22 protein-coding genes are annotated in these 19,082 nt (G+C 53.0%); 12 read left to right on the top strand and 10 right to left on the bottom strand.

Translation table 11 applies throughout. From position 1 onward, the window contains the following. The first annotated feature begins 43 nt into the window (after positions 1-43). The 8 genes from EK22_RS16115 (at position 44) to dinB (ending at position 7,671) form a co-directional block, all read left to right on the top strand. The gene (locus EK22_RS16115) at positions 44-1,033 is read left to right on the top strand and encodes an ABC transporter ATP-binding protein (protein ID WP_020159061.1); all 990 of its coding nucleotides are present in this window, start codon (positions 44-46) and stop codon (positions 1,031-1,033) included. 356 nt (positions 1,034-1,389) lie between these two features. Then, the gene (gene lysA / locus EK22_RS16110) at positions 1,390-2,637 is read left to right on the top strand and encodes a diaminopimelate decarboxylase (protein WP_036252632.1); all 1,248 of its coding nucleotides are present in this window, start codon (positions 1,390-1,392) and stop codon (positions 2,635-2,637) included. 52 nt (positions 2,638-2,689) lie between these two features. Next, the gene (dapF, locus tag EK22_RS16105; protein WP_020159059.1) at positions 2,690-3,517 is read left to right on the top strand and encodes a diaminopimelate epimerase; all 828 of its coding nucleotides are present in this window, start codon (positions 2,690-2,692) and stop codon (positions 3,515-3,517) included. Then, positions 3,514-4,197, top strand: coding sequence for a DUF484 family protein (locus EK22_RS16100; protein WP_020159058.1), 684 nt, complete (start codon positions 3,514-3,516; stop codon positions 4,195-4,197). Before dapF ends, EK22_RS16100 begins: the two co-directional genes overlap by 4 nt. A 4-nt stretch (positions 4,198-4,201) precedes the next feature. Further along, the gene (xerC, locus tag EK22_RS16095; RefSeq protein ID WP_036252628.1) at positions 4,202-5,110 is read left to right on the top strand and encodes a tyrosine recombinase XerC; all 909 of its coding nucleotides are present in this window, start codon (positions 4,202-4,204) and stop codon (positions 5,108-5,110) included. Between the two features lie 114 nt (positions 5,111-5,224). After that, entirely contained in the window at positions 5,225-6,262 is a 1,038-nt protein-coding gene (locus tag EK22_RS16090; RefSeq protein ID WP_036252626.1) for a DUF2333 family protein, read from the top strand. 8 nt (positions 6,263-6,270) lie between these two features. Further along, positions 6,271-6,585 carry a DUF4389 domain-containing protein gene (locus tag EK22_RS16085; RefSeq protein WP_036252666.1) on the top strand — a complete coding sequence of 105 codons (315 nt, stop codon included), beginning with the start codon at positions 6,271-6,273 and terminating at the stop codon, positions 6,583-6,585. A gap of 6 nt (positions 6,586-6,591) precedes the next feature. Continuing rightward, a complete protein-coding gene (dinB, locus tag EK22_RS16080; protein ID WP_036252625.1) occupies positions 6,592-7,671 on the top strand; it encodes a DNA polymerase IV in 1,080 nt (359 codons plus the stop codon). A 4-nt stretch (positions 7,672-7,675) separates the two neighbouring features. On the opposite strand, the gene yjgA is transcribed toward dinB, so the two are convergent. From yjgA to EK22_RS16065, 3 genes are read right to left on the bottom strand one after another with little or no spacing between them, the layout of a single operon-like run. After that, positions 7,676-8,260, bottom strand: coding sequence for a ribosome biogenesis factor YjgA (yjgA, locus tag EK22_RS16075; protein WP_020159053.1), 585 nt, complete (start codon positions 8,258-8,260; stop codon positions 7,676-7,678). 5 nt (positions 8,261-8,265) lie between these two features. Continuing rightward, positions 8,266-8,454 carry a hypothetical protein gene (locus tag EK22_RS16070; protein WP_036252623.1) on the bottom strand — a complete coding sequence of 63 codons (189 nt, stop codon included), beginning with the start codon at positions 8,452-8,454 and terminating at the stop codon, positions 8,266-8,268. Between the two features lie 24 nt (positions 8,455-8,478). After that, positions 8,479-8,994 carry a DNA-deoxyinosine glycosylase gene (locus EK22_RS16065; protein WP_036252609.1) on the bottom strand — a complete coding sequence of 172 codons (516 nt, stop codon included), beginning with the start codon at positions 8,992-8,994 and terminating at the stop codon, positions 8,479-8,481. An 83-nt stretch (positions 8,995-9,077) separates the two neighbouring features. On the opposite strand from EK22_RS16065, the gene rdgC reads away from it, so the two are divergent. Both rdgC and EK22_RS16055 read left to right on the top strand, forming a co-directional pair. Further along, on the top strand, positions 9,078-9,986 hold the full coding sequence (rdgC, locus tag EK22_RS16060; protein ID WP_036252602.1) for a recombination-associated protein RdgC: 909 nt from the start codon (positions 9,078-9,080) through the stop codon (positions 9,984-9,986). Next, positions 9,983-11,074, top strand: a complete 1,092-nt coding sequence (locus tag EK22_RS16055; protein ID WP_081917929.1) for a L,D-transpeptidase family protein — start codon at positions 9,983-9,985, stop codon at positions 11,072-11,074. Before rdgC ends, EK22_RS16055 begins: the two co-directional genes overlap by 4 nt. 69 nt (positions 11,075-11,143) lie before the next feature. On the opposite strand, the gene EK22_RS16050 is transcribed toward EK22_RS16055, so the two are convergent. Then, positions 11,144-11,422, bottom strand: a complete 279-nt coding sequence (locus EK22_RS16050; RefSeq protein WP_020159048.1) for an Lpp/OprI family alanine-zipper lipoprotein — start codon at positions 11,420-11,422, stop codon at positions 11,144-11,146. 88 nt (positions 11,423-11,510) lie between these two features. Continuing rightward, positions 11,511-12,053: a L,D-transpeptidase family protein gene (locus tag EK22_RS16045; protein ID WP_036252600.1), complete on the bottom strand. Its 543-nt coding sequence runs from the start codon at positions 12,051-12,053 to the stop codon at positions 11,511-11,513. A gap of 75 nt (positions 12,054-12,128) precedes the next feature. On the opposite strand from EK22_RS16045, the gene EK22_RS16040 reads away from it, so the two are divergent. Beyond that, on the top strand, positions 12,129-13,763 hold the full coding sequence (locus EK22_RS16040) for an alpha-D-glucose phosphate-specific phosphoglucomutase (protein ID WP_036252598.1): 1,635 nt from the start codon (positions 12,129-12,131) through the stop codon (positions 13,761-13,763). Positions 13,764-13,798: 35 nt separating this feature from the next. Here the strand turns inward: EK22_RS16040 and EK22_RS16035 are convergent, their stop codons facing one another. The 3 genes from EK22_RS16035 to rluD are packed head-to-tail and all read right to left on the bottom strand — an operon-like array spanning position 13,799 to position 16,290. Then, positions 13,799-14,620: a ZIP family metal transporter gene (locus tag EK22_RS16035; RefSeq protein ID WP_020159045.1), complete on the bottom strand. Its 822-nt coding sequence runs from the start codon at positions 14,618-14,620 to the stop codon at positions 13,799-13,801. A gap of 4 nt (positions 14,621-14,624) precedes the next feature. After that, on the bottom strand, positions 14,625-15,359 hold the full coding sequence (gene pgeF, locus EK22_RS16030) for a peptidoglycan editing factor PgeF (protein ID WP_036252596.1): 735 nt from the start codon (positions 15,357-15,359) through the stop codon (positions 14,625-14,627). Beyond that, complete coding sequence (gene rluD, locus EK22_RS16025; RefSeq protein ID WP_020159043.1) at positions 15,346-16,290, bottom strand: 23S rRNA pseudouridine(1911/1915/1917) synthase RluD; 945 nt, start codon at positions 16,288-16,290, stop codon at positions 15,346-15,348. Before rluD ends, pgeF begins: the two co-directional genes overlap by 14 nt. 118 nt (positions 16,291-16,408) lie before the next feature. On the opposite strand from rluD, the gene EK22_RS16020 reads away from it, so the two are divergent. After that, positions 16,409-17,251 carry an outer membrane protein assembly factor BamD gene (locus tag EK22_RS16020; RefSeq protein ID WP_020159042.1) on the top strand — a complete coding sequence of 281 codons (843 nt, stop codon included), beginning with the start codon at positions 16,409-16,411 and terminating at the stop codon, positions 17,249-17,251. Between the two features lie 281 nt (positions 17,252-17,532). Here the strand turns inward: EK22_RS16020 and phoU are convergent, their stop codons facing one another. Continuing rightward, positions 17,533-18,270, bottom strand: coding sequence for a phosphate signaling complex protein PhoU (gene phoU / locus EK22_RS16015; protein ID WP_020159041.1), 738 nt, complete (start codon positions 18,268-18,270; stop codon positions 17,533-17,535). A 14-nt stretch (positions 18,271-18,284) separates the two neighbouring features. After that, positions 18,285-19,082 carry a phosphate ABC transporter ATP-binding protein PstB gene (gene pstB, locus EK22_RS16010; protein WP_020159040.1) on the bottom strand — a complete coding sequence of 266 codons (798 nt, stop codon included), beginning with the start codon at positions 19,080-19,082 and terminating at the stop codon, positions 18,285-18,287.

Genomic DNA, 19,082 nt, shown 5'->3' with positions numbered 1-19,082 from the left:
GCGGCTGCCCGCCAATGCCTTGGAAAGACGAGGACGTTAGCAGGTGACCTGTGCCTACCAACTGGATAATATCCGCTTTCGCTATGGTGAAAAAACCGCCTTGTCGTTGCCGGCGCTCACCGTTCATGCCGGAACAGTCACGGCGCTGATCGGTCCCAATGGTTGCGGCAAGAGTACGCTGCTGCATTTGCTGGCGTTTCTTGAGGCGCCCGCTACGGGCCGTATCGTGTTCTTCGGCGAGCCGGTTAAAGCCATCGATCCGTCGCTCAGAAAACGTATCGGGTTCCTGCCGCAAAAACCCTATATGCTGCGCGGCACTGTACGGGACAATCTGACCCTTGCCTTGAAACTGCAGGGCCTGCCTAAAACCTTATGGCCGGAAAAAATCCATGCCGCGCTGGAACGCCTTGATATCCTCCATCTGATCGATCTGCAGGCCAAAACCTTGTCCGGCGGCGAACTGCAAAAAGCGGCGCTGGCGCGCGCCCTGATCACCGGTCCCGACGTGCTGTTGCTGGATGAGCCGTTCAGTTATCTGGACCAGGCCAGCGCGTTGCGGCTGGAGGCATTTATTTCATCGTATATCGAAGAAACACAGGGAACCCTGGTTTTCAGCACGCATAACCGTCTCCAGGGACTGGCGCTGGCCCAAGATGTCATTTCGCTGGTTCAGGGCGAACTGATCAGATCGCCGCTGATCAATCTGTACCATGGCCAGGCCGGGAAAGAGCATATTTTCGACACCGGCAAGATACGGATCATGCTGCCTCGTGACACGCCCGCCTGCCGGCATGTCTCCATCGATCCGCGCGAAATCGTCCTGTCCAGGCAGCCGCTGGTTTCCAGTATTCGCAACCGCTACCACGGCAGAGTCGTATCGATCTCGGAGGAAATGGGTAAAGTCAGAGTCGCCGTCGAGGCCGGCGAGATTTTTCAGGTATTGATCACCTATGAGGCGCTGCAGGATTTGGATCTTTCCCTGGGCGACCTGGTCTGGATCCATTTCAAATCCAATTCGGTAGTTGTGTTTTAGCGGTAAAGAAAGTTCAACAGACATTCGGTTTCAGTTAAAATCGCGAATCGCCCGCGACTTTAAAAGTTGATCTTATCCCCTACCGGCACTCGCTGTAGACCATGATCGGACAAATCCATAAAGCTGTAGGCCTTTTATTATAATTCGGCTTATCATGTGAACTGTTTTGCCCATGTATCCCTATTGGGCGCATGGTTGTCGACTATGATTTTTATAGAACACCTCATGAAAAATTATAAATTGCTACTATTATTACTGCTAGGCTCAGTCGCCGCAGGCTGCGGACAGCCGGGCCCGCTTTACTTGCCGGATCAACCCCCGCCAATTCATGCAGAACCGGAAGAAGACCAATAAAAATGGATTATTTTAATTACCGAAACGACGAACTGTTCGCGGAAGATATTGCCGTGCAGGATATCGTCTATAAATACGGCAGTCCGTGCTACATTTATTCCAGAGCCACACTGGAACGACACTGGCAGGCCTTTGACCGAGCCTTTGGCGGCCAGGCGCACCTGATCTGCTATGCCGTCAAGGCCAACTCCAACATTGCCGTTCTCAATCTGCTGGCCCGCCTGGGGTCCGGCTTTGATATTGTCTCGCTGGGTGAAATGGAGCGCGTTCTTGCCGCCGGCGGCGTTCCTGAAAAAATCGTCTTCTCAGGCGTCGGCAAGCGCGAAGACGAAATCCTCGCCGCGCTGAAAGCCGGCATACGCTGCTTTAATATCGAAGTCAGCGGCGAGTTGGACCGGATCAATCGGCTGGCCGGGCAACTGGGCGTTATTGCGCCGGTGTCTTTCCGGGTCAACCCCGACGTCGACGCCAAAACCCACCCTTATATTTCGACCGGCCTGAAAGAGAACAAATTCGGCATCGACATTGACCAGGCCCTGCACGAGTATCGCCGGGCTGCCGCCATGCCTCACATCAAGGTGATCGGCATAGACTGCCACATTGGCTCGCAACTGACCGAAACCCGGCCTTTCCTGGATGCGCTGGACCGCGTAATGAATCTGGTGTCAATTCTCAAGGACGAAGGCATCGAACTGCATCATCTGGACCTGGGCGGCGGACTCGGCATCCGCTATAAAGACGAACAACCGCCCGAGCCGGCCGACTACATCCAAGCCGTGCTGGCGCACCTGGGCGCCAACGATTTTGAAATCCTGCTGGAACCCGGCCGCGCCATCGTCGGCAATGCCGGCATCCTGGTGACTCAGGTCGAATACCTCAAACCCACGGCCCACAAGAACTTCGCCATTGTCGACGCGGCCATGAACGACCTGGTGCGCCCGTCCTTATACAGCGCCTGGCAGGACATCATTCCGGTCAACAAGCAAAGCCAGGCGCCAGAGATGCGCTGGGATATCGTCGGGCCGGTCTGCGAGACCGGCGATTTTTTAGGCAAGGAGCGCATGCTTAAAATTTCCCAGGGCGACTTATTGGCGATACGGTCTTCGGGCGCTTATGGTTTCACCATGAGTTCAAATTATAATTCCAGGCCGCGTGTTGCCGAACTGATGGTCGACGGCGGCAATCTGCATTTGATCAGGGCAAGAGAAACGATCGCCCAGCTTTGGGCTGGAGAGCAGTTACTGCCTTGAGCATTGGTGCCGGAACCTAACTATCCACTCTATTCCTTAACAAGCCACGTAAATGATCAACTTCACTAAAATGCACGGTCTCGGCAATGACTTTGTGGTCATTGACGCCATCAATCAACACGTCGACTTAACCGCCGATCAGATCAGGCAGCTGTCCGACCGGCACTTCGGCATCGGTTTCGACCAGCTGCTTTTAGTTGAAAAGCCGCTCAGTGACGATGCCGACTTCAAATACCGGATTTTTAACGCCGACGGCAGCGAAGTCGCCCAATGCGGTAATGGCGCGCGCTGCTTCGCCCGTTTCGTGCGCGATAAACAGCTGACCGACAAGAACGAAATACGCGTCGACACCAATTCGGGCCAACTGCTGCTGCGATTTGACGAGGATGACCTGATTACGGTCAATATGGGGGTTCCGCGGCATGCGCCTGACGAAATCCCTATGCTGGCCGAGGAGGAATCCAAATATTACACGGTCACGGTAAACGATACGGAGAAAGCGTTCGGCGCGGTTTCAATGGGCAATCCGCACGCCGTGCTGCAGGTTAATGATATTAAAACCGCGCCGGTGACCGAACTGGGCCGAGAACTGGAACGTCACCCGGTTTTCCCGGAACGCGCCAATATCGGCTTTATGCAAGTGGTTGACCGCCAGCGAATCAAACTGCGTGTTTACGAGCGCGGCACCGGCGAAACGCTGGCCTGCGGCAGCGGCGCTTGTGCCGCCGTGGTAATCGGTATCGAGCATAATCTGCTGGAGCCTGACGTTTTCGTCGAATTGCCCGGCGGCGAACTGAAAATAAGCTGGGCCGGCCGCGGCGAACCGGTATTCATGAGGGGACCTGCGGTCTCCGTTTTCGATGGGACATTAAATTTATGAATGCACGGCGAACACCCGAACTGACTGCGACTCAGGTTGAAGAGTATCTGCTGTGTCATCCGGAGTTCTTCAATGACCACCTGCATCTGCTGGAGAAGATGCGCATCCCGCACCCTTGCGGCAACGCCGTATCCCTGATTTCAAAACAGCTGGAAATTTTCAGAAACAAACATCAGGAGCAGGAAAACCAGCTGACGGCGCTGATTGAGATAGCCCGGGACAACGATACGTCCATCAACCGCATGCACAAGCTTACCCTGGCACTGCTTGACGCTTCCACGCTGGAAGAAGCTGTCGCCAATCTTGAGATGGTGTTGTCCGACTATTTCCTGACCGATTTTGTCGCGATCCGCATCATCAAGCACAATCCGGACGCCTCGATTGCCAACCTGTTTATCACGCCGGGCTGCGAAGATCTGGAGCCCTTCAGCAAAGAGCTGGTCGCCAATCAGCCAAAATGCGGCCGCCCGACTCTGGCCCAGGCCAAAGTGCTGTTTGGTGATGCCGCGCTGGACGTCAAATCCTGTGCCATCATTCCCATGATTTTTACCGAGCTCGAGGGCATCGTGGCCATCGGCAGCCGTGAAGAAGGCCGGTTTCATTACAGCATGGGCAATCTGTTCCTGACCCAGATGAGCGAAATCATCGGTACCCGGCTGATTTCATTGCTTGCCGCATAACGCCATGCATACCGATGCCGAACATGCGTTAACAGCCTTTTTCGACCAGCTCCAGGTTGAGGTGCGCGCTTCCGAACACACGATAAACAGTTACCGACGGGACATCCGACAGCTGACTCGCTATTGCACGGATAAAGCCATCGACCGCTGGATTGATCTTACGCAGAGCGACATCCGGGCCCATATCGCCGGCCGGCACCGTCAGGGCATCGGCAGTAAAAGCCTGCAACGCGAACTGTCGGCAATCCGCAGCTTTTACAATTTCCTGTTGAAAAACCGTCTGGCCGACAATAATCCGGCCCAATATGTCAAAGCCCCCAAACAAAGCAGAAAGCTGCCTAAAACGCTGGATGTGGATCAAGTCAACGGTTTGCTGGAAGCCGGGGCAGACTCCGTGCTGGAAATACGCGATCTGGCCATGTTTGAATTATTTTATTCATCCGGTCTGCGCCTGAGCGAACTGGCCGCGCTGAACCTGACCGATATTGATTTGCCCGACCGCTCGCTGATCGTCCGCGCCGGCAAAGGCGGGAAATCAAGGCTATTGCCTATCGGCCGCAAGGCCGTCGACAGCCTGGAGAACTGGCTGGCTCAGCGTTTAAAAATGGCTATCGCCGCTGAACCGGCCTTGTTTATTTCCAGCCGGGGTACGAGGCTGGGACAGCGCGGCATCCAGTTACGGCTGGCGCAATGGTGTAAAAAGAAAGGCATTGCCGAGCACCTTCATCCGCATATGCTCAGGCATTCCTTCGCCAGTCATTTGCTCGAATCCAGCCAGGATTTAAGGGCGGTGCAGGAATTGCTCGGCCACAGCAATATCAGCACGACGCAAATCTATACCCATCTGGATTTCCAGCATCTGTCTGAAATCTACGATAAAGCCCATCCGCGAGCCAGAAAAAAATCAGACTAGGCTGTTGCTTGGATCGGGCAAAGATCTAAAAAATCTGCTACCATGTGAACTAATTTTAGTATACAAAGCAATCTGTTTTATCACGCAGACATTCTTCTTTACAGGACACCCGAAATGGCGGCAAGCGATACATTGCAAGATATAAAATCTAAAGGAATACTCTGGGGCTTTGGCGTTTTAGCCCTGATTGTACTGGTCGTTCTTTTTGTCCTGGGTGCCTGGTGGGGAAGTGAACCGAATCAATTCAATGTACAGGAAGAAGCGCTGCTAAGAGCCAAGGAAACCAACAACACTGAGATGCCGCTGGGCTATACCTACGCCAACACATTGGCCCATATCGCCGAAGTCCTGCTGCACAAGCCCGGCGGCTACATCACCAACGACGTCGCACCTCCCGGCGTTTTTTTGGATAACATTTCCAGCTGGGAATTTGGCGCACTGGTCATGTTGCGCGATGCCGCGTCGGCATTAAGAAACCATTTTGCCCGGGACCAGTCACAATCCGCCGAGGACACTGATCTGGCCGTGGCGGAACCTTATTTCTACTATGAACACAATTCATGGGCCTTGCCGTCAACGGAAGCGGAATACGAAAAAGGCATCGAGGCACTGCACAAATATATGTTGCGCCTGCACAAATACGGCGGCCCCGTGAAACGCGCACAGTTTTATTCCAGAGCCGACAACCTGTGGCAATACGTGGAGGTGGTAATCAAACGCCTGGGCGGCTTGTCCACGCGCCTGAGCGCCAGTACGGCCGGCGCGGAGATCATGCCCGGCATGGCGGTACTTGAACCGGGCTCCACGCGCGAATCCAATCAAGCTAAAACCGTACCGATATTAGGCCAGACCCCATGGCTGGAGATCGACAACGTGTTTTACGAAGCGCGCGGCGCCAGCTGGGCCTTATTGCATATCCTCAGAGCCATCAAGCATGATTTCCATGACATTCTGCTGGATAAACGCGCCATGAACACGGTCGATATTATGATCAAGTCACTGGAGAACGCCCTCGCCCCCATCTTGAGCCCGATGGTTTTAAATGGTGGCGGCTACGGCCTGTTCGCGAATTATTCCTTGACCATGGCCACCTATATCGCCCGCTGCAACGCGGCGGCGCTGGATTTGCGTGACATCATGAACCGAGGCTAATGCCAAGCATGCAAGAACAAATCAATGAAAACCTGAAACAGCTCGGCACCTGGAAACGGATTTTCTTTATGCTGATTTTCGCCGCCATCATCAGCCTGGTCAGAATGCTGTTATGGGCGGTTATTCTGCTGCAAGTCGCATCGATGTTGTTGACCGGCAAAGCCAACACCAACATTCTCAATTTCGGACGCAGCCTTTCGGCGTACACCTACCATATCCTGCTATTTCTGACTTTCAATACCGACACGATGCCTTTCCCGTTCTCGGACTGGCAGATAACCGAGGAGCTGAACCTGCCCAAGCCGGGGAACTCCAAAAAATAGTCCGCCATGGATGATATCCGCAAAATCATTCATATCGATATGGATGCTTTTTTCGCGGCTATCGAGCAACAGGATTTCCCCCAATATCGAAACAAGCCATTGATCGTCGGCGGCGCGCCCGACTCGCGCGGCGTCGTCGCCACCTGCAGCTACGAGGCCAGGCAATACGGCATCCATTCGGCAATGCCGTCATCGCAGGCTTACCGCCTGTGTCCCCAGGCTATTTTTGTCAAGCCCCGCTTTGATGCCTACCGGCAGGCATCGCAAACCATTCGAAAAATTTTCACCGACTATACCGAACGGGTCGAACCGTTGTCATTGGATGAAGCATATCTGGATGTCAGCGATGTCCAATTGCATCAGGGCTCGGCCACGCTCATCGCCAAAGCCGTCAAGGCAACGATTAAACGCGAAACCGGATTGGTCGCCTCGGCCGGCATCTCTTACAACAAATTCCTCGCCAAGATTGCTTCGGACATGGATAAACCGGATGGACTTTATGTCATCACGCCAGAACGGGGCGCATGTTTTGCCGGACAACTCAGTATCGATAAATTTCACGGCATAGGCAGAGCGACAGCGCGGAAAATGCAGGCATTGGGCATACAGACCGGCAAGGATTTAAGGAAACTGTCGCTAGCGCTCTTGCAGCAGCATTTCGGCAAGTCCGGACACCATTATTACAACATCTGCCGCGGCATTGACCACAGGCCCGTCAACAGCCAGAGAACCAGCAAGTCGGTAGGCGTGGAAACGACGTTTCAGCAGGACATCAAGGCCCGGCCGGAGGTGATGGCGCAACTGCACAGCCTGCTGGAAAAAGCCCTGGAAAAAGCCGCCGAGAAACGGCTGGCCGCCTATACCTTGACCGTCAAGATAAAATACCACGACTTTGTCCAGATCACGCGCAGCCGGACCCTGCCCCATGCCGTGACAGCCACGACGGGCACGTTCGCTATCCTGGAAGATTTATTACGAAATACCGATATCGGCACACGTAAAGTACGGCTGCTCGGAATCACCCTGTCATCGCTGGAAAACCAATCCAGACTGACGCATTTTCAGCAAATGGATTTGTTTAACTGAGCCGCTACAGATCCGACTCCGGCTCATCGTCAACCGGCTCACCCTCTTCGAAATTGAAGACTTCTTTCAGATAGCGGTATAACAAGCGCGAGGATTTAGGCGGCTTGGCCGCCGCCGCTTCCTTCTGGGCATTGCGTATCATCTGCCTTAACTGCTGCCGGTCCGCCTGAGGCTGTTCATCAAGCAACTCGGCCAGCGCCTCATCGCCTTCCGCAATCAGCCTGTCCCGCCAGCGCTCGACGATATGATGCTCCCTGACGGCATGGGCGCTTTTGCTTTTAAAGCGCGCCAGTTTTTCCTGAATCGGCGCTATATCGATTTTATGCAATTGTCCGGCAATAAATTTCAGTTGCCGTTTTCTTGCCCCTTTAAGCGGCATGCCGGCGACCTGAGCGATAGCTTTATAAAGGTTTTCAGGCAATTCAAGCATTTTCAATTGCGCCTCGGGCAATCCCGACAATTCTTCGCCCAAGGCAAAAAGCGCCGCCATATCGCGCTTTTGCTGTGACTTGTTGGGGCGGACCGCATAATACTCCACCTCCTCGTCGTCATCGTATTCATACTCGTATTCGTATTCTTCTTCGCTCATTTGATCTAAACCACTACCATTAAAAAAATCACAAACAGCACGACCAGACCCAGAGGCACCAACACCGCCATCCAGTCTGCCGGCGCTTTCCGGCTGTGCTCGAGTGATGCCTTGATACCGGGCCGCATCCAGAAAATAATCAGCAGCACCATGACACCTAACAATAGACTTTCCCAGCTTGAAAATGCTTCCATCTCTGCCTCGCCATAATAAATACGCTACTTTACCACAGGCTGTTTAATGACTTTCCATGCTTCGATCTTTTGCGCTAAATTCAGCGATGCATGGGCCGGACTCGTTGACGGCAGACGCTGATAGGCAAGATAGGCGAAACGTTGATCCAGGCCCGGCAAAATATGTTTTTTATACACCTTTTCAGCCATACCGCCATTAAAGAACACACGCCTGATCAACTGGTACTCGCCAAGAAAACCGGCAAAATCATTGATTCGTATCGATGACAACTTGATATTCGAATCCAGGCTGCCGTGCCGATGGCAACTTTGCAGCACATCCCAGACCGCGATACCGTTCTCCATCAAAATGGTTTTACGCCGTTCATAGCAAAGCTCCGGGAATGCGCCGAATAACGCGCCCATGATCGGCCAGAATGCATTGCTCGGATGACCATAGTACTGTTGCTTAAGCAAGGAAACCTCGCTGGGCATGGAACCCAATATCAATACCTGCGCATTTTTGGAAACAATCGGAGCAAATCCTTCAATTTCAGCCATACTTACTTAGTAAAATTTAATTTCTAGCCCATCAATTTTGCGATAATACGCACTCGTTAATTTCATAGAGTATCAGTTACGTCATGTGGTTTAAAAATCTTAGTATTTTCCGCCTTACCGAGGATTTCACTTTATCTCCAGCCGAACTCGAACAAAAACTTGAGCAAATGGCATTCCGACCCTGCGGCAATCATGAGGAATCCACTTTTGGCTGGACCGCGCCCCTAGGCAAAACCTCGCAGCAGCTGGTGAATAGCACGAATGGTTTTATGATGCTGTGCGGAAAAAAAGAAGAAAAAGTGTTGCCGGCCGCCGTGGTCAATGAAATGCTTCTGGAAAAGATTCTCGAGGAGGAAGACCGGCAAGGACGAAAATTGGCCAAAAAAGAACGTACTGCCATAAAGGATGAGCTGGTCTTTGAGTTACTGCCCAAGGCTTTCAGCTTTTCGCGCAAAACCTACGCTTATATCGACCCGAAAGGCGGCTGGCTGGTCGTTGACGCCGCCTCGGCAAAAAAGGCCGAGGATTTGCTCAGCAATCTGCGCAAATGCCTGGGCTCATTGCCGGCCGTACCGCCCAATACCGTGGAAAAACCGGTTGCCACGATGACCCATTGGCTGCTCCATCATGAGACACCGGCCGACATCACCATTGAGGACGAATGCGAACTGCGCTCCCCCGAAGAGGAAGGCGGCATTATTCGCTGCAAGCGACATGACCTGGCGCTGCCGGAGATTAAAAACCATCTCGACACCGGCAAGGAAGCGATTAAACTGGCCATCAGCTGGGACGACCGGCTATCCTTCATTATCGACGAACATTTAGCGATCAAACGCCTGCGCTTTCTTGACTTGATCCAGGATCAGGCCGCCAATATCGAAGCCAGTGATGAGGCCGAACAGTTCGATGTGGATTTTTCGATCATGTCGCTGGAACTGGCCAATTTTTTACCTCGTCTGATGGAACTATTCGGCGGAGAGAATAAGACATGACCCTTTTAACGATCAGTCCATTAAGAAAATACCTTCCGGCACTTTTTGCGGCGGCGCCTTGTGCCAGACACAAGTTAACGATCGGCATTTTTATCGGCGGACTGGTCGTTTTATTGCTGCTGGCGCCCAGCCTGCCTGTTTCGGCCGCAACCTATGACCGGCCCGACAATCCGGGCGACAGTTTGATCAGCGACGAGCTGGCCGATGAGCTTTACACCACCGCCAAGCATGAGGACACGCTGCTCGATATAGCTCGGAATTTCGATATGGGGCAGATCGAAATCCTGCTGCTAAACCCGGACGTGGACAGATGGCTGCCGGGACAAGGCACCCGGGTCAGATTATCCAATCTGCGCTTGCTGCCCGATACCCCCAGGCAAGGCCTGACGCTGAACCTGCCTGAATATCGCATGTATTATTTCCCAGTCCCTCAAGCGGGCGAAAAACCGGTCGTTAAAACCTTTCCCATGAGCATTGGCCGCGTGGACTGGCAAACGCCGCTAGGGCAAACCAAAGTTATCCGTAAAGTCAGGAACCCGACCTGGACGCCACCGGCATCGATCCGGGCGGAACATGCCGCCAAAGGCGATATTCTGCCGGCTGTCTGGCCGGCGGGGCCTGACAATCCGCTCGGACTGTTTGCGATGTATCTTGGCACACCGGGCTATTTGATTCACAGCACCAACAAGCCTTTCGGCGTCGGCATGAGAGTCAGCCACGGCTGCATTCGCATGTATCCGGAAGACATTGAAAAACTGTTTCCGGAAATAAAAGCAGGCACGCCCGTCTATATCGTCAATCAACCGATCAAGGTCGGCTGGCATCAAGACACGTTGTACATCGAAATTCACCCGACCCTGGCCGAAACCGAGTCCGAAGACGAGAACGGAACCGTTCCCGAACTGACCGAGGAAAGATACATGGCCAGTCTGGAGTTGGCGCTAAAACTGATTGAGCGCGCTAACAACCGGCAGATGCCGGTTATCGACGGCGAGGCATTAAAAAAGGCCCTGCAACTGCATAACGGCATCCCTACCGCTATTTATAAACGCCCCGCCACGAGTCAGGAAGCCCCGGAGTCCCCTTAAAATTTTCCCAAAAAAAAAAGCCCGCTGGGTAATCCCAACGGGCTTTTTCATGCTCCCAAAAATAATGACTTATTTCATCATTGATTTTTTGAACATACGATCCAGTTTGCTGTTGGTGTCTTGCGCGTATTGAGCCGCACGGTTAGCAGCCGCTTCCGCGTCAGCAGCTTTTGCAGCTGCATCGGCAGCCGCGCGTTGTGCGCTAGCCGCATCGGATGATGCTTGTGAAACCTTGGAATTCAGACCATCAATTTGTGATTGCAGATTATCAATGTCTGAAGTGCTGGCGCAACCAACAGCCAAAGTAGCAGCCATAGCAATCATTGATAATTTTATTACTTTTTTCATATTATTTTTCCTTATTTTCAGAGTTGTTACTACATAAAGAGTACTTCCAGGTTAGAATTTTGCACTGTTTTTGAGTTTCTTTCCAGCTTTATTTTATCCTGACAATCGTCCCTTTATCTATCCATTGACTCAAGTGATCAATCTGCCTATTGGTTAAAGCAATACAACCATGAGTCCAATTCATCATCTTATGAATTTTCTCATCGGCCCGTCCCAAACCGTGAATACCTATGCGCCCGCCTAGCGGCGTATTTTGCGGAGGCACTTGATGATGCTTGTGCGCATATACGATGTTATTATAGGTGACACGGTCTATCAACCCCTGTTCCATTGCCTTTTCGGCATCTTTCGCGGAAGGGTAGGTTAAACCAAAAAACCGCCTGAAAGCACTCTTCTCACCAATCCAGCCGATCCTGTAGTCCCCGTAAGGCGTAATGTTGTCGCCCCGATGGTGCTTGAACCCGGCGCCTCCCTGGCCGATCGCAATGTCATTCAGGGTATCAAGCGTCTGGTCCCCCTTTTTTACCTCAATCTTTAGCGCGCTCGTATCGACCAGCAGCCATATATCCTCAACTGCCGATACAACCGCAGCATAACAACTACAACACAGTAATAAATAAATTCGCCACATAAATAATCTACACTGGAATAAAGGTCACTTATACTTTAGCTTATCAAGATAATTCATAAGCATTAAGGTACAGCCATGCAAATAGAAACTATCACCACCCATCCTTATGACGACCAGAATCCAGGCACATCCGGGCTGCGAAAAAAAGTAAAAACATTTCAGCAACCGGGTTATCTGGAAAATTTTGTTCAGTCCATCTTCGATTCCCTGAACGACTTTGCCGGCAAAACGCTCGTACTGGGCGGTGACGGTCGCTATTTTAACCGAGCTGCCATACAAATCATCATTAAAATGGCGGCCGCCAATGGTTTTGGCGAACTGATCATCGGCCAGGGCGGTTTACTATCCCCCCCCGCCGCATCACATCTGATCAGAAAGAACCAGGCATTCGGCGGCTTGGTTCTTTCCGCCAGCCACAATCCGGGCGGTCCCGATGAAGATTTCGGCATTAAATACAATGTCGCCAACGGCGGGCCCGCGCCGGAAAAATACACGGCGGCCTTCTATCAGTGCAGCCAAGCCATCGACTGTTACAAAATTGCAGCCATGGCTGATATAGACCTGGACAGCATCGGCACGCAACAAGTCGGCGATATTAAAATCACGATTGTTGATCCTGTGACTGATTATGCCGAGATGATGCAGTCTATTTTCGATTTCCCATTATTGAAACAAAGCATCGGTTCCGGCTATATCCGCTTGTGCTTCGATGCCATGCACGCCATTACCGGCCCTTACGCCAAAAGAATACTCGAAGACATGCTCGGCGCCAAGCCCGGTTCTGTCATCAATGCCGAACCGCTAGAGGATTTTGGCGGCCATCATCCCGATCCCAACCTGGCGCATGCGCAGGAATTGGCGGCGAAAATGTTCGGTCCTGACGCTCCGACGTTCGGCGCGGCTTCCGATGGCGACGGTGATCGCAACATGATCATGGGCAGCCATATCTTCGTCACGCCCAGCGACAGCCTGGCCATTATGGCGGCCAATGCCCATCTTATTCCGGCCTATGCCAAGGGCTTAAGCGGCGTTGCGCGCTCCATGCCGACCAGCCAGGCCGTCGATCGGGTCGCGGCCAAATATGCTATTCCCTGCTATGAAACGCCGACCGGCTGGAAATTTTTCGGCAATCTGCTCGATGCGGGCAAGATCACGATCTGCGGCGAAGAAAGTTTCGGCACCGGCTCTGACCATGTCCGGGAAAAAGACGGTTTATGGGCCGTGCTGTTCTGGCTGAACCTGATCGCCAGAAAGCGTCAACCGGTTGCCGATATTGTCCATGACCACTGGCTGAAATTCGGCCGCGATATCTACAGCCGCCACGATTATGAAGCCGTGTCCAGCGACATCGCCAACGGCATTATCGAACATCTCAGGTCCCGGCTGCCGACACTGGCAGGCCAGGCGTTCGATGAATACATCATTAAATACGCCGACGAATTCAGCTATCAGGACCCTATAGACAACAGCATCAGCCACAATCAGGGCATACGCATCGGCTTTGAAAACGGCTCGCGCATTGTCTTCCGCCTGTCAGGCACCGGCACGGTCGGCGCCACCTTAAGGATCTATCTGGAACGGTTCGAGGTCGATGCCGAAAAGCACGATCAGGATGCGCAAGCCGCGCTGGCTGATTTAATCGATCTCGCCGAACAGCTGAGCGAGATCAAAAAACGCACCGGCCGGACCGAGCCGACGGTCATTACCTGACAAAAGGCGAAGGGTGCGGGGTTCAAGCCCTGCACCTATAGCTCAATATCATGGGCAATGCCATGCATGAGGCAAATTAGCAGTACACCGGCCAGGATCAGGGTAATCTGCTGCAAGGAGGTCTTCATATCGGTCTTTTTGTGCAGCGACGGTATCAGGTCCGCGACCGCGATATAAATAAAGCTTGAAGCCGCCAAGGCCAGAAAATACGGCAGACTGTCATGCAAATCACCCAGGCTGAAATAGGCCAGCACTCCGCCCACCACTGTGGTCAGACTGGCCAGCACGTTATAGAGCAGCGCCTTGCCTTTGCTATAGCCGCTCTGCAATAAAATCGCGAAATCGCCGACTTCCTGCGGGATCTCGTGCGCGGCGACCGCCAGGCTGGTCACGATGCCCAGCTTCACGTCGGTCAGGAACGCGGCCGCGATCAAAACCCCATCGACAAAGTTGTGAATGCTGTCACCCAGGATGATCAATGTGCCGGCAGACTTGCCATGACCATGACTGTGCGCATGCCCATGATCATGCGCCTCTTCATCGCCGTGTGCCTCGCAACCGCCGCCGTAATGGCAATGCCGCCAGATCAGCAGTTTTTCCAGCACGAAAAAACCGAGCACGCCAGCCAGAATCGTCCCGGACAAGGGCTGAATCTGTTCCGGCCTGACATCCTCGAACGCATGAGGAATCAAGCCCCAGAAAGCGACGGCCAACAGCGCGCCAATGGCAAAACTGATGCCATGCGGCAAAACCGCTTCCCTATGCTTATCCGGCATTAATAGAAAGACTGCGGCGGCCATCACGCTTAAAAGACCACCTATGGCGGTAAAAATAACAATAAATACCAATAAACTCACTACTTCAGTCTCTCCAGATTAATGTCGCCATACGTCCTGTCTCTTTATCCCGGCGATAAGAATAAAAACGCTCATGATCCGTGACGGTGCAGAAATGACCGCCATAGATATTATTTATGCCTAATACGGCCAGATCGATACGGGCCAGCTGATAAATATCAGCCAACCATTTGCCGTTACCGCGCGCTTTAAACGCCGGCGCGAAAGCCGCTGACTTTTCAATGAAAGCCTCACGCACTTCGGCACCGACCTCAAAACGCTCGGGCCCGATCGCGGGCCCCAGCCAGACCAGCAGTTCCCGGCTGCGCATCGCCGCGACCGTATTGCCGATCACGCCGGACAGCAAGCCTCGCCAGCCGGCATGGATGGCCGCAATCTCGGTACCTTCGGTATTACAGACCAGCAGCGGCAAGCAATCGGCGGTCAGCACCGCGCAGACGATCCCCGGCTTATCGGTGTAGCTTGCATCGGCCTGTACCAGCGCCTGGATTCTTCCGGCGTCGACGGCTTTGTTACTGTGTATTTGCTCCAGCCAGACAGGTTCGGCAGGCAGTTTCAGCATGGTTTTGATAATATGCCGATTCCGCTCGACCGCACCGGCCTGATCGCCGACATGGGTGGCCGGATTCAAACTGCTGAAGCCGCCGCCGCTGATGCCGCCGGTGCGCAATGTGGTCACGGCATGCACGCGGCCGGGGGCGGGCCAGTCCGGCTCCAGCCAGTGTTTATTGCTGGTCATTTTCGGATAACGCTTCAAGCAGACTGACCATGTCTTCGGGCAGGGGCTGCTCCCATTCCAGATATTCATCGGTGACCGGGTGCTGCAGTCCCAGTTTTGCCGCGTGCAGCGCCTGACGCTTAAAATTGCGCAATTCCAGTTCCAAGCGCTCACTGCAGTTAGGCGGCATTTGAAAGCGCCCGCCGTAAACCTGATCGCCGACCAACGGATAGCGGATATGCGCCATGTGCACACGAATCTGATGGGTCCGGCCGGTTTCGAGTTTGACCCGGATCAAGGTATGGCCGGTAAAGCGCTGAATGACCCGGTAATGGGTCACGGCAAACTTGCCCGATTCCCTGACCGCGTAGCGTTTACGGTCGGTGGGATGCCGGCCGATCGGTTCCTCGACCGTGCCGCCGGCGGTCATGCGCCCGCGCGTAACGGCCAGGTATTCCCGGGTAATCTCGCGCTCCTGCAGTTGCTGCGCCAGGCTGTTGTGCGCCTGCAGGGTTTTGGCGATCATCAGCAGTCCGCTGGTATCCTTGTCGATCCGGTGAATAATGCCGGCGCGGGGCAAGGTCTCCAGATTCGGTTCATGATGCAGCAAAGCATTCAGCAAGGTGCCGTTCCAGTTCCCGACCGCCGGATGCACGACCAGTCCGGCCGGCTTGTTGACGATCAACAAGCTCTCGTCTTCGTAAACAATGTCCAAGGGAATTTCTTCAGGCTCGCAGGCAATCACCACTTCCGGTTCGGCATCCAGGGTTATTTCCTCGCCGCCCTCCAGCTTGTCCTTGGGCTTGAGCAACAAGCCGTTAACCTGCACGCGGCCTGATTTGATCCAGGTTTGCAATTTGCTGCGCGAATAATCGGCAAACAACTCCGCAAGCACCTGATCCAAACGCATACCGGCCAATTCTAAAGGCACTTCTGCCGTTAATCTGGTCATAACAAATTCTTCTGATTAACTCGATGTTAAGTTATACTCGCCGGTTATATGGTCATTTCAAGCACCGCGGCCATATCCTGCGAGAAAACCTCTAATATTACAACGTGTCGTTAGCACCATGCGATTAATTTTAATAAAATTTTTATTCATCGGCTGTTTAAGCCTGTCTATCGGGGGCTGCGAGACGCTTAAAGGCTTGACCGCCGGCGACGCTGCCGATACAACGGACGAATACGTGGACTGGAATGCCGAGAAATTTCGCACGGAGGCCAAGGCGGCCGTGGATGCCGGTAATTATGAAAAGGCCATCAAACTCTACGAGGCGCTGGAATCGCGCTATCCCTTTGGCGCAGAGGCGGCGCAAACCCAGTTGGATGTGGCTTATGCCTATTTCAAAGGAGATGATCCCGAAGCGGCAATCGCCGCCGCCGACCGCTTTATCAAGATCAACCCTAGAAGTCCCGGCGTCGATTATGCCTACTATTTGAAAGGACTGGTCAATTACAACCGCGGCATCGGCTTTATTGACCGTTTTCTGCCGACCGATACGTCGCAACGCGATCCGGGCAGCGCGCGCGATGCCTACGATAATTTTGCCGAACTGCTGCGCCGGTTTCCGGAAAGCAAATACGTACCCGATGCCAAACAGCGCATGATCGCGCTCAAAAACAACCTGGCCATGCATGAAGTCCACGTTGCCCGCTTTTACATGAAGCGCAAAGCTTATGTGGCCGCCGTCAATAGAGCGAATTACGTCGTGGAAAAATACCAGCGCACGCCCGCCGTTCCCTATGCGCTGCAAATCCTGCAGGAAGCCTATACGGCGCTTCAGATGACCGAACTTGCCGCGGATACGGCCCGAATTTACGAAATGAATTATCCGGACGGCCCGCCGGTGCCCGAACATAAAAGTTCCACGTTATCCCACAAAATCTGGGATTTCATCGGCCTGGAAAAATAACGATGGGACCCGCGTTTAAAGCGCAGGCCTGGAAGGCGGGTTATCCTCTAATACTCGCCTTTTTAGGAATGGGCATAAAATAAGACCCGCAAGAGGCAGGATTTCTGTTCATGTTCAACGACTGCATGGACAGGAAATGATCCCGTCATTTCTCTGCATTCACCCCATCCATGGGGCTCATGCAGTCGTGCTCACGCCCCTTGCCTACATCCCTGTAGGCAAAGCCGGAGAGGAACGGCAAGACAAGCCGGTTGCGGGAATTATAAAACTCCCGTTCCTTTTCATCTAACCTTTATTTTACCCTCGAGTTCTACTATTTTATCCTCGAGTTCTGCCTGGCTCATATGCCGCACATCCTCGCCCTTGACCATGTAGATAATGTTTTCGCAGATGTTGACCGAATGATCGCCGATTCTTTCAAGCGACCTGGCCGTCCACAGAACATCCAGCGTGCGCGTGATATTTCTCGGGTCTTCCATCATGCGCGTGATCAATTGCCGGATAATGCTGCCGTATTCACGGTCGACATATTCATCTCTCCCGGTAATAGCCGTCACGTCCTCGATGCTCATCCGTGCAAAGGCATCCAAGGCGCCATGCAGCATCTCCTTGACCAGATCGGCCATATGCTGCAGTTCATAATACTGCTCATGTTTACCTTCAGTATCTGATAGACGCATCGCCATTTCGGCAATGCGCTCGGCCATGTCGCCGACTCTTTCCAGCTCGTTAATGGTTTTGATGACCGTGATCAACAACCGTAGATCGAATGCCGCCGGCTGTCTCAGTGCCAGGATCTGCATGCATTCCTGATCGATGAGCATTTCCAGCGCGTCGACCTGATTATCCTGCTTGATGACCAATTCAGCCATTTCCGTATCGCCGGTCATGAAGGCTTCTACCGCTTGCGCTATCTGCTGCTCGACCAGCCCGCCCATCGTTAATACATTATTGCGGATGTCTTCCAGTTCTTTATTGAACTGCCCTGAAATATGTTGCCCAATTTTACTGTTATCCATGATTCTCTCCCGGTTTAACCATACCTTCCGGTAATGTAATCTTCTGTCTGTTTCTTTTTGGGATTGGTAAACAGCTCGCTGGTATGTCCCATCTCGATCAATTCGCCCATGTACATAAAAGCCGTGTAATCCGAAACGCGTGCCGCCTGCTGCATATTGTGCGTCACGATAACAATGGTGTATTTTTCTTTCAGTTCATTGATCAGCTCTTCAATTTTCAAGGTTGAGATCGGGTCCAGGGCCGATGCCGGCTCATCCAGCAACAACACTTCAGGCTCGATGGCAATGGCTCTGGCAATGACCAGTCGTTGCTGCTGGCCGCCCGACAATCCCAGGGCATTATCATTCAGGCGGTCTTTGACCTCGTCCCAGATGGCCGCGCCGCGCAAGGCGTTCTCGACCGTTTCCTCCAGGGTGCGCTTGTCGTTGATGCCCTGAATCCTGAGTCCATAGGCGACATTTTCAAAGATCGACTTGGGAAAAGGATTGGGCTTTTGGAACACCATGCCTACGCGTCTGCGCAAAGCCGCGACATTAACCGATCTGTTATAGATATCTTCATTTTCGAGCAGAATTTTACCTTCGATCCTGACATTATCGACCAGATCGTTCATGCGGTTGATGCAGCGCAGCAGCGTGGATTTGCCGCAACCGCTAGGGCCGATATAGGCGGTTACCTTTTTCTTGGGCATTTCCATATTGATGCCGTGCAAGGCCTGCTTTTCGCCATAGAACAGTTTCAAGTTTTCTATTTTGATACAGACTTCCTGCCGGCCCTGCGATTTTGCCTGACTGCGTAAAATGGAATCCAT

Origin of the sequence: Methylobacter sp. BBA5.1 (genome assembly GCF_000746145.1) — a bacterium.
Lineage (GTDB): Bacteria > Pseudomonadota > Gammaproteobacteria > Methylococcales > Methylomonadaceae > Methylobacter > Methylobacter marinus.
Note: the sequence above shows the minus strand (reverse complement) of the source record. Positions and strands in the feature narration are given on the sequence as shown.